Genomic DNA, 18,016 nt, shown 5'->3' with positions numbered 1-18,016 from the left:
TCATGCTTATCGCAATTCCCGATGTACTCACCCCTGAGCAGGTCGCTCATGCGCGCCAGCTCCTGGACTCCACCGAATGGGTGGATGGCAAAGGCACCGCTGGTTACCAATCTGCCAAGGCCAAGGACAACATGCAGCTTCCCGAAGACAGCCCCGCCGCGCGAGAGCTCGGGGAGATGATCCTCACCGCCCTGTCTAAAAATCCACTCTTTCACGCCGCCGCCCTGCCGCAGCGGATTTTCCCGCCGCTGTTCAATCGCTACACCGGAGGCCAGTCCTTCGGCACCCATGTGGACAATGCCATCCGCCAGCATCCCACCATGCCCGTCCGCATCCGCACAGATCTCAGCGCCACGCTGTTCTTCGCCGGTCCGGAGGAGTATGATGGCGGGGAGCTGTGCATCGAGGACACCTACGGCGTACAGCGTGTGAAGCTTCCCCCCGGCCACATGGTGCTCTATCCTTCGACCAGCCTGCACCACGTCACCCCGGTGACACGCGGGGCCCGCATCTGCTCCTTCTTCTGGCTGCAAAGCATGATCCGTGACAATGGTCAGCGGTCACTCCTGTTTGATCTCGATCTCGCCATCCAGCGCCTGGGCCGCGATCTCAAAAACAACTCCGTGGCCGAACAGACCGGCGTGCAGCTCACCGGCGTTTACCACAACCTGCTGCGCCAGTGGGCGGAAATGTAACCGTGAAGCCAACCTATCATCACCTCATTTTCTGGGGCCATCTTATCGCAGGCCTCATCGCCGGTGTGGTCATCCTCTCCATGGCCGTCACCGGCCTCATCATTTCCTATGAGGCCCAGCTCATCGACTGGGCCAATCGAGACCTGCGCGTCACCCCGCCTGTCGCAGGTGCCCCACATCTCGACATCGAAACACTGCTGGCCAAAGTTCACGAAACCAAGCCCGATTTGAATCCCAGCGGCATCACCTGGAAAGCAGACCCGGCCATGCCAGTCACACTTTCCGTCGGGAAAGAAGGCGTCTACTTCGCCAATCCCTACACCGGCGAGTTCCTTGGCGAGGGGCACCGCGCCTGGCGCGACTTCTTCCATGCCGTCACCGATTGGCACCGCTTCCTTACCGGCACCGGCCTGCCCAAAGAAACGGGCAAGGCCATCACCGGCGCCGGTTGTTTGATCTTCAGCCTGCTGCTGCTCTCCGGCATCTACCTCTGGTGGCCCCGCCACTGGCGCTGGTCCAGTGTCCGTGCGGTCATGCTTCTCAATCCTAAGCTCAGCGGCCGCGCTCGCCACTGGAACTGGCACAACGTCTTCGGCTTCTGGAGCGCTCTCCCGCTGCTCTGCATCATCCTCACCGGCCTCATCATATCCTATGGCTGGGCGAACAACCTGCTATTTACCCTCACCGGCAGTGAGCCACCCCCAGCACGCGAACGCCCCGCAGGCGCGCCTGGCGGCAAACGCGAAGGCAGCGGACCTGCCGCCCCGCAGCCTTCCCTCGTCGGACTTGGACCTTTCTTGGCTCAGGCCCGTCAGCAAATCCCAGACTGGACCAGCCTCAGCCTTCGCATGCCCCAAAAACCCGGCGCTCCTTTCCCTCTCATGGTGGACCGTGGCGGTCGCGGCCAGGTGCAGCTGCGCACCATGCTGAACCTCGACGTGGCCCAAGGCAAAGTGCTTCCCAGCCCGGACGATCTGCAGCAGCAAAACCTCGGTCGCCGCCTCCGCATGTACGCCCGCTTCCTCCATACCGGCGAGCTCTTCGGCCTCCTCGGCCAAACCGTTGCCGCTCTCTGCACGATCAGCACCATCCTCCTGGTTTGGACCGGTTTTGCTCAGGCTCGGCGGCGCTTCTTGAAGCCCTGACCTCCTGCACCGCAGCGTCATGACAGAGACTGGAGCACAAGAAAGTCTCATAAAAATGCAATTGAGACTCTATCGCATAAAGAACTTGAGCGTTAACAGATCCCGCTCAGTATCCCGCCCTCCTTTGCGACGGAATCTCAGTATCAACACTCCCATGCCATCGACTTTCGCTCCTCTCATCCGCCTTTCCTCCGGACCGATCATCGCCGCTTCCGCCATCCTGTTCCTTGCACTGGCGTCTCACAGCCGTTCCCAGATCGCCGAGCAGCTCCCTGAAATCACCATCACCGCAGATGCTGAGCCTGAGCCGCAGGTCATCATTCCATACCTTCCTCCCGTCGAGGGCACCAAGATCTACGCCGGCAAAAAGGCGAGCTCCTTGAATATCCAGGCGCTCCCACAGGTGCAGGCAAACAATTACAGCCAGGCCTTTGCCATGACGCCCGGCCTCATCACGGCCGAAGAAAGCAGCCCGCTGGTCAGCCTGGGCTATCGTGGGATCGGCTCTCCAGACCGCGCCCAGTATTTCATGATGCTGCAGGATGGCATCCCCATCGCCGCAGATCCTCAAGGCTACCCCGAGTCCTACTGGACCCCGCCGCTGGAGTCCACCCAGCGCATCGACTTCGTCCGTGGTGGTGCCTCACTGCTCTACGGCCCGCAGCCGGCCGGTGCCATGAACTACGTCTCCTCCATGCCGCGCACGGACCGCCTCTTTGGCATGCAGACCAAGCACATCTTTGGCAGCAATGACCTCTACTCCACCTTCACCTCCATCGATGGCAGCGCCGGCAAATGGAGCTGGTACGGCTGGTTCAACCACCGCTCCGGCACCGGTTTCCGCAGCGCAAACAGCGACTTCAATGTCGATGGCGGCCGCCTGAAGCTCATCTACCAGCAGGCCACCGACACCCGCTGGATTTTTTCCCTCGATGCTGGCTCTGACCGCCATGGTGACCCCGGCGGCCTGACCGCCACGGCCTACAACGCCGACCGCAATCAAACCGTACGCCTCACCGACCGCTTCCGCCTGAGCCGCGTCGTCGCCAGCGCAGAGCTCCAGCACAAATTTTCCAGCAAGACCGAACTCAGCGTGAAAACCTGGGCCGGGGCCTATGACCGCTGGAGCAACCGTCAGACGGGTGGTTTTGGCACCGTCACCGCCAATACCACGGCCATTCAGCAACAGAAGTTCTACAATTGGGGTATCGAGCCCCGCATCCGCCACGACTACGAGCTCTGGGGCGGCGAGCACTCCCTCGCCGCAGGCATGCAGTTCTACATGTGCCACTCCCCGCGCAAGGATGCCACCGGAGCCTACTTGACAGACGACATTGGCACCGTCAACACCCTCGCCTCCCGTGATGTGATCTACGGCTCCGTCTTCCTCGAAAACAAGTTCACCTTTGGCCGCCTCACCATCACGCCCGGCTTCCGCATGGAGATGGTCAATCAGGACATCACCGTCAGAAACATCGGTGTCACCACCACCCAGCGGGATGCCAGCAAGTTCGACAAGCAGCCGCTCTTCGGCCTCGGCCTCTCCTACGATCTCGGCAACCAGACCGCCGTCTATGCCAACATCTCTCAGAGCTACCGTGCCACCACCTTCGGCCAGTCGCTCATCCCCGCTGCGGGTGGTACGGCCAGCGATGTCGCCCCATCCCAGGGCTGGAGCTATGAACTCGGCCTCCGTGGCAATCCCAAGCCCTGGTTCACCTACGACACTTCCTTTTTCCTCGTGGATCTCGATGACAAGATCGGCACCGCCGGCGTGAACATCCAGAGCGTCGGTCGCAGCATCAACTACGGCTGGGAAGGCGCCGCTCAGTTTGATGTCATCGGCGGACTCGACGCCCTCAACGGCACTCATCGCGGCGATTACCTCGGTGCCCTCAATCTCTACGGCAACATCTCCGTGCTCGAAGCCCGTCTCTCCGGCGGCGTGAACAACGGCGGCACCCCGCAGTACGCACCTCCCTACATCATCCGCACCGGCGCCATCTACAAACGCAAAAGCGGCCTGAAGATCGCCTTCCTCGGCACCTTGATGGCCCGCCACAATGGCACCGACAATGCCGACGGCCGTTTCGACATTCCCGCCTACACCACCTGGGATCTCACCGCCGAAGTCCCCATCGGCAAAAACTTCTCCGTCATGGCCGGCCTCAACAACGTCTTCGACAAGCACTACTACTCCCTCGTCAACAGCAGCGGCATCATCCCCGCCTATGGCCGCAACTTCTACGTCGGCGGCAGCTTGAAATTTTGATCTGAATTAGGTTGGATCAAGTCCCTGCGGGGCGCGGACATGATGTTCCGCACTCGCAGGGATTTTTTTGCACTTCACTCATAGCGCACCCGCCACACCCATCACTTCCGGAACGGCGAAGCCGGAATGCCCGCACCATTGAAGAGCGAGGCCACAGGATTGTCCTTCCACGCATAACGCACCTGCTTCGGCTCAGCGACGGCTTTGCATGAGACGACCACCGTCTCGCCCTCGATCTTCGCATCGGCCGCCTGCCACTGCCCGTCCGCCCCGGCGATTTCAAACTCGGTGAGATCACCCTTCGCGTTCAGCCCCTTGACATGCGTAAAGGTCAGCACCAAGGCGCCGCCCTTCACCGTGGCTTTGTCAATCAGCGGCCCGGACGTGTCAGCAACGTCCTTGTGGTACACCGCCCCAAGCGCCCACTGCGCGAGGCGGCGGCCCACTTCCTGTTTGTTGGCAGGATGAATGTTTTTCGCCTCGCCAATGTCGAGCGTGATGGCCATGCCGCTGTTCGGAATCGTGCTCAGCGCGTTGAGCATCTGCTCGCGCACAATCGGCCAGCCTTCCCCCGGCTTGGTGAAATTGGGCAGCTGCACCCAGGCAAAAGGAAACTCATCGTTCCAGCGCGTGCGCCAGTCCTTGGCCAGCAGCGTGAGCTGGGCCTGATAAAACGGCGGCTTGGGGCCGTTGGTGTTCGCCTCGCCCTGATACCAGATGGCACCACGAATCGCATAGGGGATCAGCGGCGAAATCTTGCCGTTGAACAGGCCGCCCACATTCCCTTTGCGCTTGCGGGTTTCGATCGGATCACGCGGCTTGCGCGGCGCAGGTTTTCCCTCCGCCTTCGCCTGCTTCACCGCCTCGGCCCACTTGGCCACCTGGCGATCGTACACAGCCTTCACCTTGGCTTCATCAAATGCCGCATCCTCCTGCTTCAGCGCCTCAAAGAAGGGCTTCAGTTCCGCGCTCGCCTGCTGCGCCTCAGGGCTGATCCAGGACTCGATCGGCGTGCCACCCACGGAGGAATTGATGAGCCCGACCGGCTGCTTGATCACGTCATAGACGTTGCGGCCAAAGAAGTACGCCGTGGCGGAAAAACGCCCCACCGTCTCAGGAGAGCAAATCACCCAGCTGCCCTTCCCCTGTGACTCCGCCTTCGCCGCAGCCGCACTGCCTTCGGTAAACATGCGGATCAGCGGCACATTCGCCGCCGTCTGGCTGGCGGCATAGTCTTTCGCACTCTGCACGGTCATCGCCATGTTGGACTGGCCCGATCCCAGCCAGACTTCCCCGACCAGCACGTCATTGATCGTCTTGTCCCCAATCGTCAGCGTCTGCGGCTCAGCCGAGGCGATTAAGGCATCAAGCTTGAGCGACCACTGGCCGCTGGCATCCGCCTTGACCGTTTTTTTCTGACTGCCAATGACCACGGTGACTTCCGCATTCGCATCCGCAGTGCCCCAGACAGGCACCGGCTTGCCGCTTTGCAGCACCATGTGATCGGAGAAAACCGCAGGCAGCGTGATGGCGGCCTGGGCGGACAAGGAAAGAAGAAGGAAGGAGACGAGGAGCTTCATGGCAGTTGAGGTGAGAAGAGCCTTGTCAACGTCAGCACCCGCACCATTGCTTCACAAATGTCTGCCGCCCTTTTTGCCGCCGGTCTCGGCGATGTGATCCGCGTTTGTTATCTGAATGCCGGCTATCGTTTTCTCAGCGAGACCACGCGACCGGTTCCCGTGATCATGGCCTCTCATAATCCGTTTTCGATCGAGATCTTTCGCCATCATCGCAACGCGAAAAATTTCATCCTCTACGATCTCGCGCACAAATACGAGGAGTTCTTCAACGCCGGCTGTTTCAACCTTTCGCCGGCAATTCATCCTACCGCTCTCTGCCTCCGGAGTTGATTGAAAAGACGGTTCAGGTGCTGCGCCAGCTTCCCTGCAGGGTGTTTGTGGTCACCCGCAGCTATCTCAGGCCCGATGTGAAGGGAAAGGTCATCCATTCCGTGGAGGACGCTCGGTCTCTCGAAGGTGGCAACATCACGGTCCTCGACAGTCTCACAGTGCCTGCCACTCTCAATCTCATCAAAAGCAGCCGTGCCTACGTGGGCAGCTGGTCCAGCCTCCAGCAGGCGGCCTGGTTTGAGAACAAACCGGTGGTGGTGTTTTACCCTGAGAATCACCACGATGTGACTCAGCCCACCGACTACGCCTTTGGCATGGGCCGCGACAGCACCTTGGGGCGCGAATACTCAAAGGTGGATGCATCCGAGCTCGCGGAGTTTCTGCAACGCTGGTGATCAACGGGGCAGGTAACGACGCAGCACCTCGAAATGAGTCGCGGCGGCGCTGATGCCTTCCTCCAGGTTTTCCATGCGAATTTTATACGGCGCATCCACCGGCGTGATAAACGGCACTCGGCTCGTGCGCGCAAAGACCAGGCCGTGGTAGCGGCCAGTGATGACAAGCCGGGAACGTGCAATCATTTCAAACGCCACCTGCGGTCCGGGAGAGGCGATGATCCTCGCCTGAGGAAAACGCTCCGCCGCTTCGGCAAGTATTTCCTGGTTGTCCGATGGTGCCCCCATCCCCAGCCAGGTCACCGACAGGCCGCTGGCGGCGAACTGCCTCAGGTAGTGGTTGATCAGCACATTGCGCGCATTGACCAAGCCCGCAGGAATCAGAGTGATGGATCGCATGTCATCCGGTGAGCTTCCAGTTTCAGGCCGGTAGAGGTAGGCGGCATCCGGGGCAAACACCACATCCTCACGCCCGCTGATCTCCTGCGCGATGCGCACGCAGCGTGGTGAACGGAGAGTGACGAAATGCGCCTGACGCAGATAAGGAGCCCACGGTTGCAGCCTGGAGCCATCATCCTCCTCACCGTTGTACTGAAACTGAAAGCCGCAGGAGAGAAAACCCCACGGGATGCGACGCCGGATCGCCTCATCCATGTAGAATTTCATGCAGCGGAAATGAGGGGATTCCATGGCCGCACCACTTTCTTTCCCGTGGTTGTAAACAATTCCGCCGCCCCCCATGACCAGCATGTCCAGATCCTCCGGCAGAGACTTGGGAAGATCCGAATTGTAGATAACCAGCTCATGCTCTGGCAGCTGCTGCGCAAAGACCAGCGGATACGTATCATCACCGACATTTCCATAACCCGATGCTCCGACGAAGGCGATTTTCATGCTCCTCCATCCTACCACAGGCCCGGCCCGGCATGTCACTTCATTGTGGGACCTCCACCAAAAAAACCACAAGGCGCAGATGGCGCTCGACATATTTAACCGATTGGTTAATTATTAGCCCGGTTATCAACCACTCACACCTATGAAAACACATCTGCTTCTCATCACACTGTCGCTGCTCTCCTGCGCATTCTCCGCCTCCGCCGGTGAACCTTCCAAACCTTACACCGGCTCCGCGGAGTTCGAAAAATTGAAAACACTGGCTGGCGACTGGCAGGCCACGGCGGACATGGGCCAGGGCCCCATGAAGGTGACCACGCAGTACCGTGTCATCGCCGGCGGCAGCGCACTGGAGGAGCGCATGTTCGCCAACACCCCCAAGGAAATGGTCACCCTCTACCATGAGAAGGACGGCAAGCTGGTGCTGACGCATTACTGCACGCTGTGCAACCGCCCCAGCATGACACTCGTGAAGTCCGACGACAAATCCCTCACCTTCGACCTGGCCAAGGACAGCGAGATCAAAGTGGACACCGAGAAACACATGCACTCCGCCGTTATCACCTTCGTGGATGCCACTCATGTGACGCAAAACTGGACGCTGTTCGACCAGGGCAAGGCCCAGCAGGATCATCCATTCCAATTTGAGCGCGTGAAGTAAGCCCGCTTGCCAGCCCGGCACGCAGCATCCACTCGTTTCTCCATGAGACGCGCCCCCCAGCCTCTGCTCCTTGATCTAGTCTTTGCCGCACTCTCTGACGCCACCCGGCGCGGACTGCTGTCACGCTTGATCGAGGGCGAGGCCACAGTCGGGACTCTCGCGGAGCCCTTGCAGATGTCCCTCCCAGCCGTCTCCAAACATCTGCGCGTGCTGGAGGAGGCTGGGCTGCTCAAGCGCCGGATCGAAGGCCGCACCCACTACATCTCCGCCAATCCCAAACCCCTCCGCGAAGCGGTGAACTGGATCGAACGCCACCGCCAGATGTGGGAAGGCAGCTTCGACAGACTCGCCGCCCTCGTGGAGCAGCCCCCGCCAGAACCGCCCGCCAAACCTAAAAAGTCATGACCGTGCTCGCCAGCTCACCCGTACCGCCTTTCAAGCCCTGCGGCTGAGCTGACGGGACTGCGCTGTCTGTCGCCGCTTCGCCTCGCGCGGAGCGGCAGGCAGCAGCGCCTGAAACTGCCCTGCCACGGTTTCCCAGCGAAAGGCCTCACGGCGCACATACGCCAGTCCCTCTGCGGCCAGACGGTATCGTTCGGCCTTGCTTTGATGCAACGCCTGCAAGGCAGCCACGAACGGCGCTTCATCCACAAGGCTCCCTGTCGTGTTGATCTCGGGATGAAAGAGCGTGCGCGAACATGGAATTTGAACCGCAGGCGTCGCCCACTCACCCAGTGCTGAAGAATCGGGCACGATCTGCGGCACTCCGCAGGCCATGCCTTCCATCGTGGTAAGCCCCCAGCCTTCGCCAAGCGTCGTGGTCATCTGCACGTCAAGACTGCTGTATAGGTGCTTCAGTCGGTTCACCTCCTGCATATCCCGGATGTCGTCAGCTCCCGTGAGAATCAGTCGGTCGGCGATGCCATGGTAGCCGGCCACACGGCGAAGATCCCAGCCCGTGTCTTTTTGTGCGCAGTGCAGAAGCAGATACGCGTCGTCGATGTGGTGCTGCTTGATCCAGGCCGCGAAAATCTGAATCGTGAGATCGAGCCTCTTGCGCGGCTGGTTGCGGTTGACGTTGCCAACGATGAAAGCATCTGCCGGAACACTGAGCCCCATTTGCAGCCGTGCTTCACGCGGGTCTACAGGCTGAAACACTTCGGTGTCGATCCCATGCGGAATCACATGACGCCGCCCCGTAAAACCTCCCGCAACAGCCGCACGATGACCAAAGTCCGTGTACCAGACTGCCGCATGCAGCCGGTTCAGTTCATGCATCGCCGCAGGGTCGAGGTTGCCGCCATCCACCGGCATATAGCCGGTGATCCGGACCCCTTCGGGTGCGATTTTGGCAAATTCCGCCACGTTCCACCAGTCGTTGTTGATGATGACCGCGGCGGGATCAAACTCGGTGCACAGATGCTTGAAGCGGTTCATTCCCCACATGTCCCCCCCCTGCCACGCAGGCATGACGTCATAGGGCAGCTCATGGGGCGAACCATCGTAATTGACCCCTGACACAATGACCTCCCAGTCATGACGCAGATGATTCAAGACCGCATGAGTGACAGTGGCGAAGCCGGTGGGAACCAGAACATCACCGATCCATAACAAAAGCGGCTTGGATGATCGGGCCAGCCTCAACCTTCCCCCTGCTCGAACCACCACCCTCTTCATACCGGGCTGGGCTGCTTCAGCTGTCACGCCACTTGCCATCACGGCCATGCAGCCCGGCATCCCTGTGACTGCAGCAGGCTTCGACGTCCGTTTGGATTTTGCCTTTGCCTTGTCATCTCTCTGCACGGTCACTCGGGCGGCTCTGGCCTCCAGGCGGGCAGATTTTGCAGCGCCGGTTTCTTTGCGGATGTGGGAATGCTTGCTCATGTCAGTTTCAAGGAGGGGGTTAATCGTTGTTTATGATTTTGCACTGGGGCAGCATTAGGCCCAGTTTTTCCATCAGAGCGTCCGCTGCTGACATGCGATTTTTGCTGACCCGCAGGGCACGAAGAGATTTGCATGCCACCAAGTGTTCAATCGCGTCATCCGTGACCAGAGAGGTTGAGGATAAATCGAGGTTTTTGAGCTCCGGAAGCGACGCGAGATGTGCCAGCGCACCCACTGGCACTTCCATTCCGCGCAAGCACAGGTTGGACACCGTCCCTGCTTCATGAGCGAGCTGGGTCAGCTCCTTCAAATCCTCCTCCATTTTGAGAGGAACCGTGGTCAATGACACCCGCCAGATGGTGAACCGCCCCTGAGGCAGGTCGGCCATGTGCATGATGTCAAAACCTCCTCCCATCCGCTCTTCAGGGCTGACGACAGTTTTCACATTCAAAAAACCCTCACGTGCCAGCACCCATTCCGCCAGCTTCATCTGTGCGGGTACAGTCGGCGGAATGACAGCTTCGGCAGGCTCTGCGGCTTGGGTTGCGGATGCATGGCCGTTCTGCCCGGCGGTCTGCCAGCCACCATGCCACGCCACGCCAGCCATTCCGGCCAGCAGCACCATCACGCCGGCCATCCACACCCGCCTGCGGCTTGCCCCCACCTTGGGCTGCATCTGGATCGTGTCAGCACTGGTGGGGATTCTCACCGGCTCCCCCATGGTTTTCACCAGCTCGCTCCGGGATGGCCGCCGGAAGTTTTTCCAGTTGTCGCTGTTTTTAAAGAGTTTTTCCAGCACCTGCGTCATGTCGCGCACATGCTGGTAGCGTTTCTCAGGGTTGTTCTGCATCGCCTTGCTGACGACGGCATCAATGCCCTTGTCCGCTCCGGAGCGGATCGAGGGCGGCTCCCACACCCCCTTGGGCACATGCCCGGTGAAGAGTTCATAGATCATCACCCCCAGCGAATAAATATCCGCACGGTGGTCGATGCTCTTGCTCTGATCGAGCGCCTCAGGCGCGATGTAGTCGGGCGTGCCGATCGTCATGCCTGTGGCGGTATAATCCACCGCCTGCTGGCCCATCACCTTGGCCAGGCCAAAATCCGCGACCTTCACATTGCCACGCTCATCAACGAGAATGTTGGCCGGTTTGATGTCACGGTGCACAATGCCGTGTTCGTGGGCAAACTGCAGCGCCTCGCACACCTGCGTGATGATGGTGAGGATCTGCCTGGGCTCGGGTGGAGAACGCTTGAGCAGGTGCTGCAAATCCATGCCTGAAACGAACTCCATGACGTAGTACATCTGGCCGTCGGGTGTTTCGCCGAAGTCATGCACCCCGATGATGTGCGGATGATTCAGCTGCGCCAGCGCATGGGCCTCGCGTTTGAAGCGCTCGGCAAAGCTCTCCTTGTTCCGATGCACCTGCGGCAGCAGTTTTACCGCCACTGTGCGGTTGAGGCTCTTTTGCACCGCCTTGTAAACCGCGCCCATGCCGCCCCGCTCGATGAACTGGAGAAACTTGTAGCCCGGAATCAATGCATCCAGCTCCTCCGTCGATGGCGGAGTAAAGGGCTCGAAATGAACGGCATCCCCCCCATGTTCATTCACCTGGTGCATGCCGATGATTTAAGAACAAAGAGGCGTTTTAGCAAGACCCCAGACAGCGCAGGGCAAAATAATCACTAGAACCCCCTTACGCCGCCTGGTAGGCCGCCAACAACTGCACCACGCTACGCTCCCAGTTCAGCTCCTGCGACAGCCGTGCATGACCGGCCGCTCCAAGCGTTTGACGACGGGACTCGTCGTCTAGAAGCGCCAGGATGGCATCGCCCAGCTTTTCAGGGGAGTTTTCCATGACGTACACCGCGCTCTCCCCCGCTGAGAATCGGCCTTCCACGGTGCCAAACATCACCATCGGTTTGGCGAAGGCCATGTATTCCAGCACCTTGTTCATGGTGCAGTGGTCGTTGTAGGCATTGATCGGGTCGCAAGCGACGCCGAGGTCAATGGTTCGCAAAGCACGGCATAGGAACTCATCGCTGACACGTCCCGGCATGCTGAGGTATTCGCTCAGGCCAAGCTGGTCTCGCAATGCCACCAGATCCGCATGCTCCGCCCCGGAACCCATCAGCAGAAACTGCACATCGGTGCGCTGACGGGTTTTGACGACGTGATCCGCGGCGCGCACGAGGTAATCCACCCCGTCCGCATTGCCCATGACGCCTATGTATCCCACCAGGTGCCGCCTCCCGGCACGCAATGCTTCATCCGGCTGCGCAGCGGTGTGCATGCGGCTCGGTGCCGTGCGCACCACAAAGGCACGATCTTCACTCAGTTTCCCACGCTGTTTCACCGCGCTCAGCACGCTCTGATTCGTGGCGATCACCACATCCGCCAGAGCCAGCGTGCAACGCTCGGCAGCCCGCACCGCCCAATACATCAGCCCACGCTTTCCGAACTTCGCCTCAAACATCTCCGGCCACAGATCATGCACATCGAAGATGACTTTCACGCCACAAAACAGCTTGAACGGCAGCGCCACGAGAAACAGCAAATCGGGTGGATTGCAGAGGTGAATGACATCAAAACCACCGCGCCGCCAGGCTTTGAGCGCACAGGTCAGTTCACCCCAGAGGGCTGACGCATACTCAGCGATGAACCCACCCAGTGATCCCGCCTCGCCAGTGATCCAGTGGCGGTAGATTTGAATGCCTTCCAGAACTTCCGCCGGCTGCGTGTAGCCACGCATCTGCGGGCAGATGACCGTGACCTCGTGCCCCGCATCACGCAGGGCGCAGGCCTCCTGCCACACGCGCCTGTCGAAGGGAACGGGAAGGTTCTCAACGAGGATGAGGACGCGCATAAGCGGCGGAAATTACGCGCCTGCGGCGCCACGCTTCTCTTTGGAGAGCCACTCGATTTTCAAAACCTTGCCCTCTTTGGCTCCGCCGCCAAAGAAATCCCCAGTGTCCTTGAGGGTGACAAAAATGATGAATCCGAAGAGCATCAGCGCGCAGGCGGTTTGGACGTATTCAAGAATCCGGCCCTGCGGCGGCTTGCGGCGGATCGCCTCGGCAGCGGCCATGGTGATGTGTCCGCCATCCAGCACCGGGAAGGGCATCATGTTGAGGATCGCCAGATTGATGTTGAACACGACGCTGAACCAAAGAACCAGGCGCCAGCCATCAGGGTGCTGGAACAGCTTGTAATACAGACGGCCGACACCCACGGGACCGCTCATGTGCGCAGGGCTGAGATCAGACTTCGGTGAAACCAGCTTGGACACCAGGTTGCCCATGTGCCGCACGGCATCGCTGATCTGCTCCCACGGTGTGATGACGCTGGGCGTACGCTTGCCTTCCACATCCCAGGCCACGCCAATCATGGGGTATTCCTGATGATCATCCGTGACCTCCTTCAGATTGTTCTTGTCCGGGATCCGCGGCAGGATGGGGATTTGGATCACTTTGCCCGCACGTTCGATGTCCAGCATGATGGTCTTGCCCGCCGTGGCTTTGATGTAATCGCCCAGATCGCCCATGCTGCGGAGTTGTCTGCCATCCGCACGCAGCACCAGGTCATCTGCCTTGATGCCCGCTTCCGCCGCAGGACTGTTTTCAGCAACACTTCCAACCATGGGCGTCATCTGCCCCTCTAATCCGATGGAACGCAGTTCGGGGCGTTTGAAGATCGAGCGCCACATGGAAACTGGCTCCGCCTTTTTGTCGTTGTTGGGCCAGGCCTTGGGATCCACATTGAACTTCATCACTCCCTGACCAGGACGCTCCACCTCGAAGGCGATCGTGTCACCTTCGCTGGCCACCACGCCCCAGCGCACACTGTCCACCAGTCCTTCAAAGCGCTTCACGGGCTGACCATCCACCTGCAGGATCTTGTCCCCGGGAAGAATGCCCGCTTTTTGAGCCGGACTGTCTTTGGCCACGTAGCCCACAATGGAAGTGGTGTGGGATTCGCTCTCCGGCTTGCCCACCACCCAGACGGCCACGGCAAACAGACAGGCCAGCATGAAGCTGAAAAACGGCCCGGCAAACGCGACAATCGCTTTGTCCAGCGGTGTAATCGCCGGCAGCCCTTCCTGGTTCACCTCACCTTCGAGCCCCCCCATGGGGGCCATCTGCGGCAGCGCTACAAAACCGCCCGCAGGAATGCTGCCAAGGCCGTACTCCACTCCATTGATCGTCTTCTTCCACAATGGCTTGCCGAACCAGATGTAGAACTTTTCAACCTTCAGGCCACGCCAGCGTGCCGCCAGGAAATGGCCCCACTCGTGCACCACGATCATGAGATTGAATACAAGGATCACCTCCAAAATGAGAATGATGAATCGGAGAATTTCACCGAAGGAACCGAGAGAGGAAAGCCATGCCATAAATTTGGAAGGAAGAGGTCAGGCGGAGCGCGGCGGAATTGCCGGAGCACTGCATGACCAGATGGGAAAGCTAACACCCCCCCATGGTCGGTGCAAATGCTGCGGGGAAGTTTGTGTGAAGGCTAAAGCATGAAATATTTGCCATCCGCCTTTCTCAAACGTATCCCCATACAGTTCCATGATGCTGATCCGTTTCTCTCTATTCCTGCTCATCTCTTGCATGATGATCTCCTGCCGTACCGCCAAAAGCGTGGTGGCTGCCGTCAATGTCAAGCCCACTAAAATGCTCCCGCATGGAAGCGAGCTAAAGGAAAACCGTAAACGGTCGCCTTTCATCGGCAACTGGTGGACCACCGACAAGCGAGTTCTGGCTGCTGCTGAAAAGGTGAAGTCGATCTACATCGCCCCGGTGGTCTCCGATGAATTGCGGCCCATGCTGCAAAAGTTCACTCAGGTGGAGTTCAGCAAAAAACGGCGTGAAAAGAAAATGGAGGGCCTGCTCACCTACACTCACGATAAATTTGTCAGTGCTTTCAAGGCGAACAAAAAGTCTCGTTTCACCGTCGCGGATGCACCTTCCAAGGATGCCATGACCCTGAAGCTGTCCATCATCGAGTGGGAACCCAACACCTACTCAGGACTGCTGGTTCGGGAAGCCGTGGATCTGGTGACGTTGCCCATGGTCGGTGGCAGCTTGCTTGGAAAGCCTTCTCGCGGCACCATCGCCATTCAAGGCGTCCTGACCGAGCCCAAAACCGGCAAGTCCGTCTTCGAGTTTGCCGACAAAGAAGAGGCCAAAACCCTGTTCTTCTTCTTTCCCCAGGAGCTGTTCCCAACCGGTCAGGCCAAGTTCGCCATTCGGGAATGGGCCAAGCAGTTTGAAAAGCTCATGAGCTCCCCGCCCGACAAGCAGGTCAGAGACAGCGTGCCCTTCCAAATCATTGGCTTCTAAGATCACTGAAGTTTCCCGGGCGGCTCGCTCATAAAATTCAGAGCCACTCCATTTGAGCGGAATTATTCCTCTGCCGCTCGGTCGTTTACTCATTGCCAAGGGGGCGGAATAAGTGCGCTAATTCGGCGCACTTCCCTTCGCCATGAAAATTCGGTCCCTACAATCGCTCGCGGTTCTTCTCGTCGGTCTTTCATTGACCCTCACCGCCTGCCAGTATCCCTATGCCTACAATGGCCCGGGCCCCTATCGTGGCACCTTCACGCCCTGCCACACCACCGGCCGTGGCCCGCTGGGCGATCTCGCAGCCAGCACCCTGGGCTCCAATCGCGACCATTATTACTATGTGATCCGCGGCGCAAACGCCGGGACACGCTGCTACTCCGTCCGTCCCTATTACTCGGGCAGCTACAGCCGCCCCGCTGCGTACCCGGTCTCATACCAGCTGCACCCCTACTACTCGAACAGCATCTACAGCAGCCCGTATTACAATCGCAGCCCAGCATACGGCAGCAGCTACACCAACCGCCCATGGGGTGGCGGCTATGGCTTTGGCCAGCCGTTCAGCTGGGGCAGCGGCCTGGGCCTCGGCTCACGCTGGTTCTAAGCCCCGGTTCGGTTCGCTCTGAACAACCTGCGCTGTGGCCCAGCGCAGGTTTTTATTGCAGCTCAAAGATGCCTTCGATCTCGACGGCGATGTTCCCCGGCAGTGAGCCCATGCCCACAGCGCTGCGTGCGCCGATGCCGCATTCCTCACCCCAGATCTGCCCAAACAGTTCACTGCAACCGTTGATGACCTTCGGATGATCTCCGAAGTCGGACGTGCAGTTCACCATGCCAAGCAGCTTCACCACGCGCTTCACGCGGTCCAGGCTGCCCAGTTCGCTTTTCAGGGTGGCCAGCAAGGCGAGGCCGGTCTGCTTCGCCGCAGCCTTGCCCGCTTCAAGATCCAGATCCGCACCGACCCGGCCGGTGAGATACTTCCCATCGCCAAGATACGGCCCGTGACCGGAGACGTAGGCGATGTTTCCGACGATCACGACCGGTTTGTAAACACCCCCGCGAGGTGGTGCGGTAGGAAGTGTGAGACCGAGGGTGGAGAGTTGTTGTTCTGCGTTCATGGCGGTGAGTTCAAAAAGAAGCATCAAGCATCGTCAAACAGATGACGATTCTTCCAAAAGTAGCTGAAACCAGACACCAGCGTCAGCAGGCTCGTCAAAGAGATCAGGGCCAAAGCCACCATTCGCTCGATGTCCGGACTTGCCGTGAAAGCCGGGTGCGTGAAGCCAAAGATGGGCTCGAGCGATGCCTGGCGCATCATGAAATAAATCACCGTCAGGATCTGCCACAGCATCTTGTGCTTCCCCAGTTTTTCCGCAGACAGCACCGCTCCCTGCCCCGCCGCCACCAGCCGGATTCCGGTCACAAAAAACTCCCGCGCCAGGATCACAATCGTGATCCACGCCGGCATCCGCGTCGCTTCAGGAAAGTTCTGGTCCGAGCTCAGCAGGATAAAGGCTGCGGCGATGAGGATCTTGTCCGCCAGCGGGTCAAACAGCTTGCCAAAGTTGGTCACAATACCGCGCGCACGCGCGATCTTCCCGTCAAAGTAGTCAGTGGCAGAGGCAATCCCGAAAATGATCAGCGCCAGCGAAATGGTGTTCGCCCACGGGATGTAAAAGCACACCACAAACACGCCCGTCAAGATCAGGCGTGAGAGGGTGAGTTTGTTCGGCAGGTTCATGCGGAGGTTGGTCCTCTCTGTCTAGCGATGGAATCCCCCCGCTGTCAATGACGGTCCTGCAACGAAAGAACATTGAGCCATGTCACTCAAAGCCCTCCGGCACAAGACTTCTGCGGCAGCTTTCAAACTCACGGTTCCACTGGCTTTTGCAGCGTCGGCCCGCCTTTCAACCAGCCCAGCGCGGCAAGGAACTTGTCCGTGGCCAGCAGGGTCTCGTAGTAAAACTGCATCTTGCCACCCTTGCCGGGATTGAAGAAGCCGTGCCCCTGCCCCTCATAAAAGATTGCTTCACATCGCACCCCCGCTTTTTCCATGCTGGCCTTGAAGCGCTCCACGACAGCCACGGGGATCAGTTTGTCCTGCGTGCCGAGAAAGATGATCGCAGGCGGATCATCAGCGCTGATGTTGTGCGCCGGAGAAAACTCTTTGAAGCGTTCACCCACCCGCGCGTAACCCCAGCCCTGCTCCGGGCCGTTGTCGAAGACAGGATTGAACAACACGAGCGCATTCGCCCTCGGCGAGATCTTCACATCGTCCAGCGGATCATCCAGCCCCTCCACCATGCCCACAAACGCCGCCAGATGCCCGCCCGCGCTGCCACCTCCGGCCCCGATGCGGTTCGGATCAATCCCCAGCTCTCCCGCGTGGCTACGCACCCAGCGCATCGCTGACTTTGCATCCTGCACACAATCGATGGGCGGCCCCTTGTCTCCCTTGGCAATCAGCCGGTACTCCACCTGCACGCACACCATCCCCCGTGTCGCCAGATACTCGCTGTGCTGCGTGAACTGCGTCGGCCCGCCGCCCACCCAGCCACCACCATGAAAAAACACCATCGCCGACCGCTGATCCGAAGCCTTCCAATCCGGCGGATTCACAACAGTAAGCTTCAGCTCACGATTTCCCGCCTTCTTGTAGATCTGCGTGATCGGCTCAGCAGCAGCCAGAGTAGCGGCAAAACACAGGAAGCAGAGCAGGTGACAGGTCATAAGTGACATGAAAACGATCACCTTCAGGCATTTCAGGCAGGAAAGTGGCGCTCAAATGGCAAACTGCGCTGTCAAACCCGCTGC

The 18,016-nt window shown here is 59.5% G+C and carries 18 protein-coding genes; 9 read left to right on the top strand and 9 right to left on the bottom strand.

What is annotated here, in order from left to right; all coding sequences use genetic code 11:
- The first annotated feature begins 2 nt into the window (after nt 1-2).
- The 3 genes from ACILSL_RS04580 to ACILSL_RS04570 all read left to right on the top strand — a co-directional run bounded on the left by ACILSL_RS04580 (nt 3) and on the right by ACILSL_RS04570 (nt 4,112).
- Entirely contained in the window at nt 3-695 is a 693-nt protein-coding gene (locus ACILSL_RS04580; protein WP_395730821.1) for a Fe2+-dependent dioxygenase, read from the top strand.
- Nucleotides 696-697: 2 nt separating this feature from the next.
- Nucleotides 698-1,840: a PepSY-associated TM helix domain-containing protein gene (locus ACILSL_RS04575; RefSeq protein ID WP_395730820.1), complete on the top strand. Its 1,143-nt coding sequence runs from the start codon at nt 698-700 to the stop codon at nt 1,838-1,840.
- A gap of 154 nt (nt 1,841-1,994) precedes the next feature.
- Nucleotides 1,995-4,112 carry a TonB-dependent receptor family protein gene (locus ACILSL_RS04570; protein WP_395730819.1) on the top strand — a complete coding sequence of 706 codons (2,118 nt, stop codon included), beginning with the start codon at nt 1,995-1,997 and terminating at the stop codon, nt 4,110-4,112.
- A gap of 101 nt (nt 4,113-4,213) precedes the next feature.
- Here the strand turns inward: ACILSL_RS04570 and ACILSL_RS04565 are convergent, their stop codons facing one another.
- Nucleotides 4,214-5,692, bottom strand: a complete 1,479-nt coding sequence (locus tag ACILSL_RS04565) for a sialate O-acetylesterase (protein WP_395730818.1) — start codon at nt 5,690-5,692, stop codon at nt 4,214-4,216.
- Between the two features lie 57 nt (nt 5,693-5,749).
- Between ACILSL_RS04565 and ACILSL_RS04560 the strand changes: the two genes are divergently transcribed.
- Together ACILSL_RS04560 and ACILSL_RS04555 are read left to right on the top strand one after the other, a co-directional pair.
- Nucleotides 5,750-6,022 (top strand): hypothetical protein, encoded by a 273-nt coding sequence (locus ACILSL_RS04560; protein ID WP_395730817.1) that lies wholly within the window; start codon nt 5,750-5,752, stop codon nt 6,020-6,022.
- Nucleotides 6,019-6,417 (top strand): hypothetical protein, encoded by a 399-nt coding sequence (locus tag ACILSL_RS04555; protein ID WP_395730816.1) that lies wholly within the window; start codon nt 6,019-6,021, stop codon nt 6,415-6,417. The genes ACILSL_RS04560 and ACILSL_RS04555 overlap by 4 nt, the downstream gene beginning before the upstream one ends.
- On the opposite strand, the gene ACILSL_RS04550 is transcribed toward ACILSL_RS04555, so the two are convergent.
- Nucleotides 6,418-7,311 (bottom strand): polysaccharide pyruvyl transferase family protein, encoded by an 894-nt coding sequence (locus ACILSL_RS04550; RefSeq protein WP_395730815.1) that lies wholly within the window; start codon nt 7,309-7,311, stop codon nt 6,418-6,420.
- A 142-nt stretch (nt 7,312-7,453) separates the two neighbouring features.
- Between ACILSL_RS04550 and ACILSL_RS04545 the strand changes: the two genes are divergently transcribed.
- The gene (locus tag ACILSL_RS04545) at nt 7,454-7,972 is read left to right on the top strand and encodes a hypothetical protein (RefSeq protein WP_395730814.1); all 519 of its coding nucleotides are present in this window, start codon (nt 7,454-7,456) and stop codon (nt 7,970-7,972) included.
- A gap of 42 nt (nt 7,973-8,014) precedes the next feature.
- A complete protein-coding gene (locus tag ACILSL_RS04540; protein ID WP_395730813.1) occupies nt 8,015-8,377 on the top strand; it encodes an ArsR/SmtB family transcription factor in 363 nt (120 codons plus the stop codon).
- A gap of 30 nt (nt 8,378-8,407) precedes the next feature.
- Here the strand turns inward: ACILSL_RS04540 and ACILSL_RS04535 are convergent, their stop codons facing one another.
- The 4 genes from ACILSL_RS04535 to rseP all read right to left on the bottom strand — a co-directional run bounded on the left by ACILSL_RS04535 (nt 8,408) and on the right by rseP (nt 14,250).
- A complete protein-coding gene (locus ACILSL_RS04535) occupies nt 8,408-9,526 on the bottom strand; it encodes a glycosyltransferase family 4 protein (protein ID WP_395730812.1) in 1,119 nt (372 codons plus the stop codon).
- 349 nt (nt 9,527-9,875) lie between these two features.
- Nucleotides 9,876-11,477: a serine/threonine-protein kinase gene (locus tag ACILSL_RS04530; RefSeq protein WP_395730811.1), complete on the bottom strand. Its 1,602-nt coding sequence runs from the start codon at nt 11,475-11,477 to the stop codon at nt 9,876-9,878.
- Nucleotides 11,478-11,553: 76 nt separating this feature from the next.
- Nucleotides 11,554-12,723, bottom strand: coding sequence for a glycosyltransferase family 4 protein (locus ACILSL_RS04525; protein WP_395730810.1), 1,170 nt, complete (start codon nt 12,721-12,723; stop codon nt 11,554-11,556).
- Between the two features lie 12 nt (nt 12,724-12,735).
- Nucleotides 12,736-14,250 (bottom strand): RIP metalloprotease RseP, encoded by a 1,515-nt coding sequence (gene rseP / locus ACILSL_RS04520; protein ID WP_395730809.1) that lies wholly within the window; start codon nt 14,248-14,250, stop codon nt 12,736-12,738.
- Between the two features lie 178 nt (nt 14,251-14,428).
- Between rseP and ACILSL_RS04515 the strand changes: the two genes are divergently transcribed.
- Together ACILSL_RS04515 and ACILSL_RS04510 are read left to right on the top strand one after the other, a co-directional pair.
- Nucleotides 14,429-15,202 (top strand): DUF3313 family protein, encoded by a 774-nt coding sequence (locus ACILSL_RS04515; protein WP_395730808.1) that lies wholly within the window; start codon nt 14,429-14,431, stop codon nt 15,200-15,202.
- A 142-nt stretch (nt 15,203-15,344) separates the two neighbouring features.
- Nucleotides 15,345-15,806, top strand: a complete 462-nt coding sequence (locus ACILSL_RS04510) for a hypothetical protein (protein ID WP_395730807.1) — start codon at nt 15,345-15,347, stop codon at nt 15,804-15,806.
- Nucleotides 15,807-15,858: 52 nt separating this feature from the next.
- Here ACILSL_RS04510 and ACILSL_RS04505 read toward each other — a convergent pair whose 3' ends face one another.
- From ACILSL_RS04505 to ACILSL_RS04495, 3 genes are all read right to left on the bottom strand, one after another.
- Nucleotides 15,859-16,320 (bottom strand): RidA family protein, encoded by a 462-nt coding sequence (locus tag ACILSL_RS04505; RefSeq protein ID WP_395730806.1) that lies wholly within the window; start codon nt 16,318-16,320, stop codon nt 15,859-15,861.
- Nucleotides 16,321-16,343: 23 nt separating this feature from the next.
- A complete protein-coding gene (gene pgsA, locus ACILSL_RS04500; RefSeq protein ID WP_395730805.1) occupies nt 16,344-16,943 on the bottom strand; it encodes a CDP-diacylglycerol--glycerol-3-phosphate 3-phosphatidyltransferase in 600 nt (199 codons plus the stop codon).
- A gap of 128 nt (nt 16,944-17,071) precedes the next feature.
- On the bottom strand, nt 17,072-17,932 hold the full coding sequence (locus ACILSL_RS04495) for an alpha/beta hydrolase (protein ID WP_395730804.1): 861 nt from the start codon (nt 17,930-17,932) through the stop codon (nt 17,072-17,074).
- Between the last annotated feature and the right edge of the window lie 84 nt (nt 17,933-18,016).

Source organism: Prosthecobacter sp. (assembly GCF_044222345.1).
Lineage (GTDB): Bacteria > Verrucomicrobiota > Verrucomicrobiia > Verrucomicrobiales > Verrucomicrobiaceae > Prosthecobacter.
This window is presented reverse-complemented; position numbering and strand designations above follow the sequence as displayed.

Excerpts from the sequence above, each read along its gene's own strand:
- ACILSL_RS04560 (WP_395730817.1), top strand. The coding sequence starts at position 5,750 with ATGTCTGCCGCCCTTTTTGCCGCCGGTCTCGGCGATGTGATCCGCGTT.
- ACILSL_RS04525 (WP_395730810.1), bottom strand. The coding sequence starts at position 12,723 with ATGCGCGTCCTCATCCTCGTTGAGAACCTTCCCGTTCCCTTCGACAGG.
- ACILSL_RS04505 (WP_395730806.1), bottom strand. The coding sequence starts at position 16,320 with ATGAACGCAGAACAACAACTCTCCACCCTCGGTCTCACACTTCCTACC.
- ACILSL_RS04545 (WP_395730814.1), top strand. The coding sequence starts at position 7,454 with ATGAAAACACATCTGCTTCTCATCACACTGTCGCTGCTCTCCTGCGCA.
- ACILSL_RS04550 (WP_395730815.1), bottom strand. The coding sequence starts at position 7,311 with ATGAAAATCGCCTTCGTCGGAGCATCGGGTTATGGAAATGTCGGTGAT.
- ACILSL_RS04580 (WP_395730821.1), top strand. The coding sequence starts at position 3 with ATGCTTATCGCAATTCCCGATGTACTCACCCCTGAGCAGGTCGCTCAT.
- ACILSL_RS04565 (WP_395730818.1), bottom strand. The coding sequence starts at position 5,692 with ATGAAGCTCCTCGTCTCCTTCCTTCTTCTTTCCTTGTCCGCCCAGGCC.
- ACILSL_RS04510 (WP_395730807.1), top strand. The coding sequence starts at position 15,345 with ATGAAAATTCGGTCCCTACAATCGCTCGCGGTTCTTCTCGTCGGTCTT.
- pgsA (WP_395730805.1), bottom strand. The coding sequence starts at position 16,943 with ATGAACCTGCCGAACAAACTCACCCTCTCACGCCTGATCTTGACGGGC.
- ACILSL_RS04515 (WP_395730808.1), top strand. The coding sequence starts at position 14,429 with ATGATGCTGATCCGTTTCTCTCTATTCCTGCTCATCTCTTGCATGATG.
- rseP (WP_395730809.1), bottom strand. The coding sequence starts at position 14,250 with ATGGCATGGCTTTCCTCTCTCGGTTCCTTCGGTGAAATTCTCCGATTC.
- ACILSL_RS04540 (WP_395730813.1), top strand. The coding sequence starts at position 8,015 with ATGAGACGCGCCCCCCAGCCTCTGCTCCTTGATCTAGTCTTTGCCGCA.
- ACILSL_RS04530 (WP_395730811.1), bottom strand. The coding sequence starts at position 11,477 with ATGCACCAGGTGAATGAACATGGGGGGGATGCCGTTCATTTCGAGCCC.
- ACILSL_RS04495 (WP_395730804.1), bottom strand. The coding sequence starts at position 17,932 with ATGACCTGTCACCTGCTCTGCTTCCTGTGTTTTGCCGCTACTCTGGCT.
- ACILSL_RS04570 (WP_395730819.1), top strand. The coding sequence starts at position 1,995 with ATGCCATCGACTTTCGCTCCTCTCATCCGCCTTTCCTCCGGACCGATC.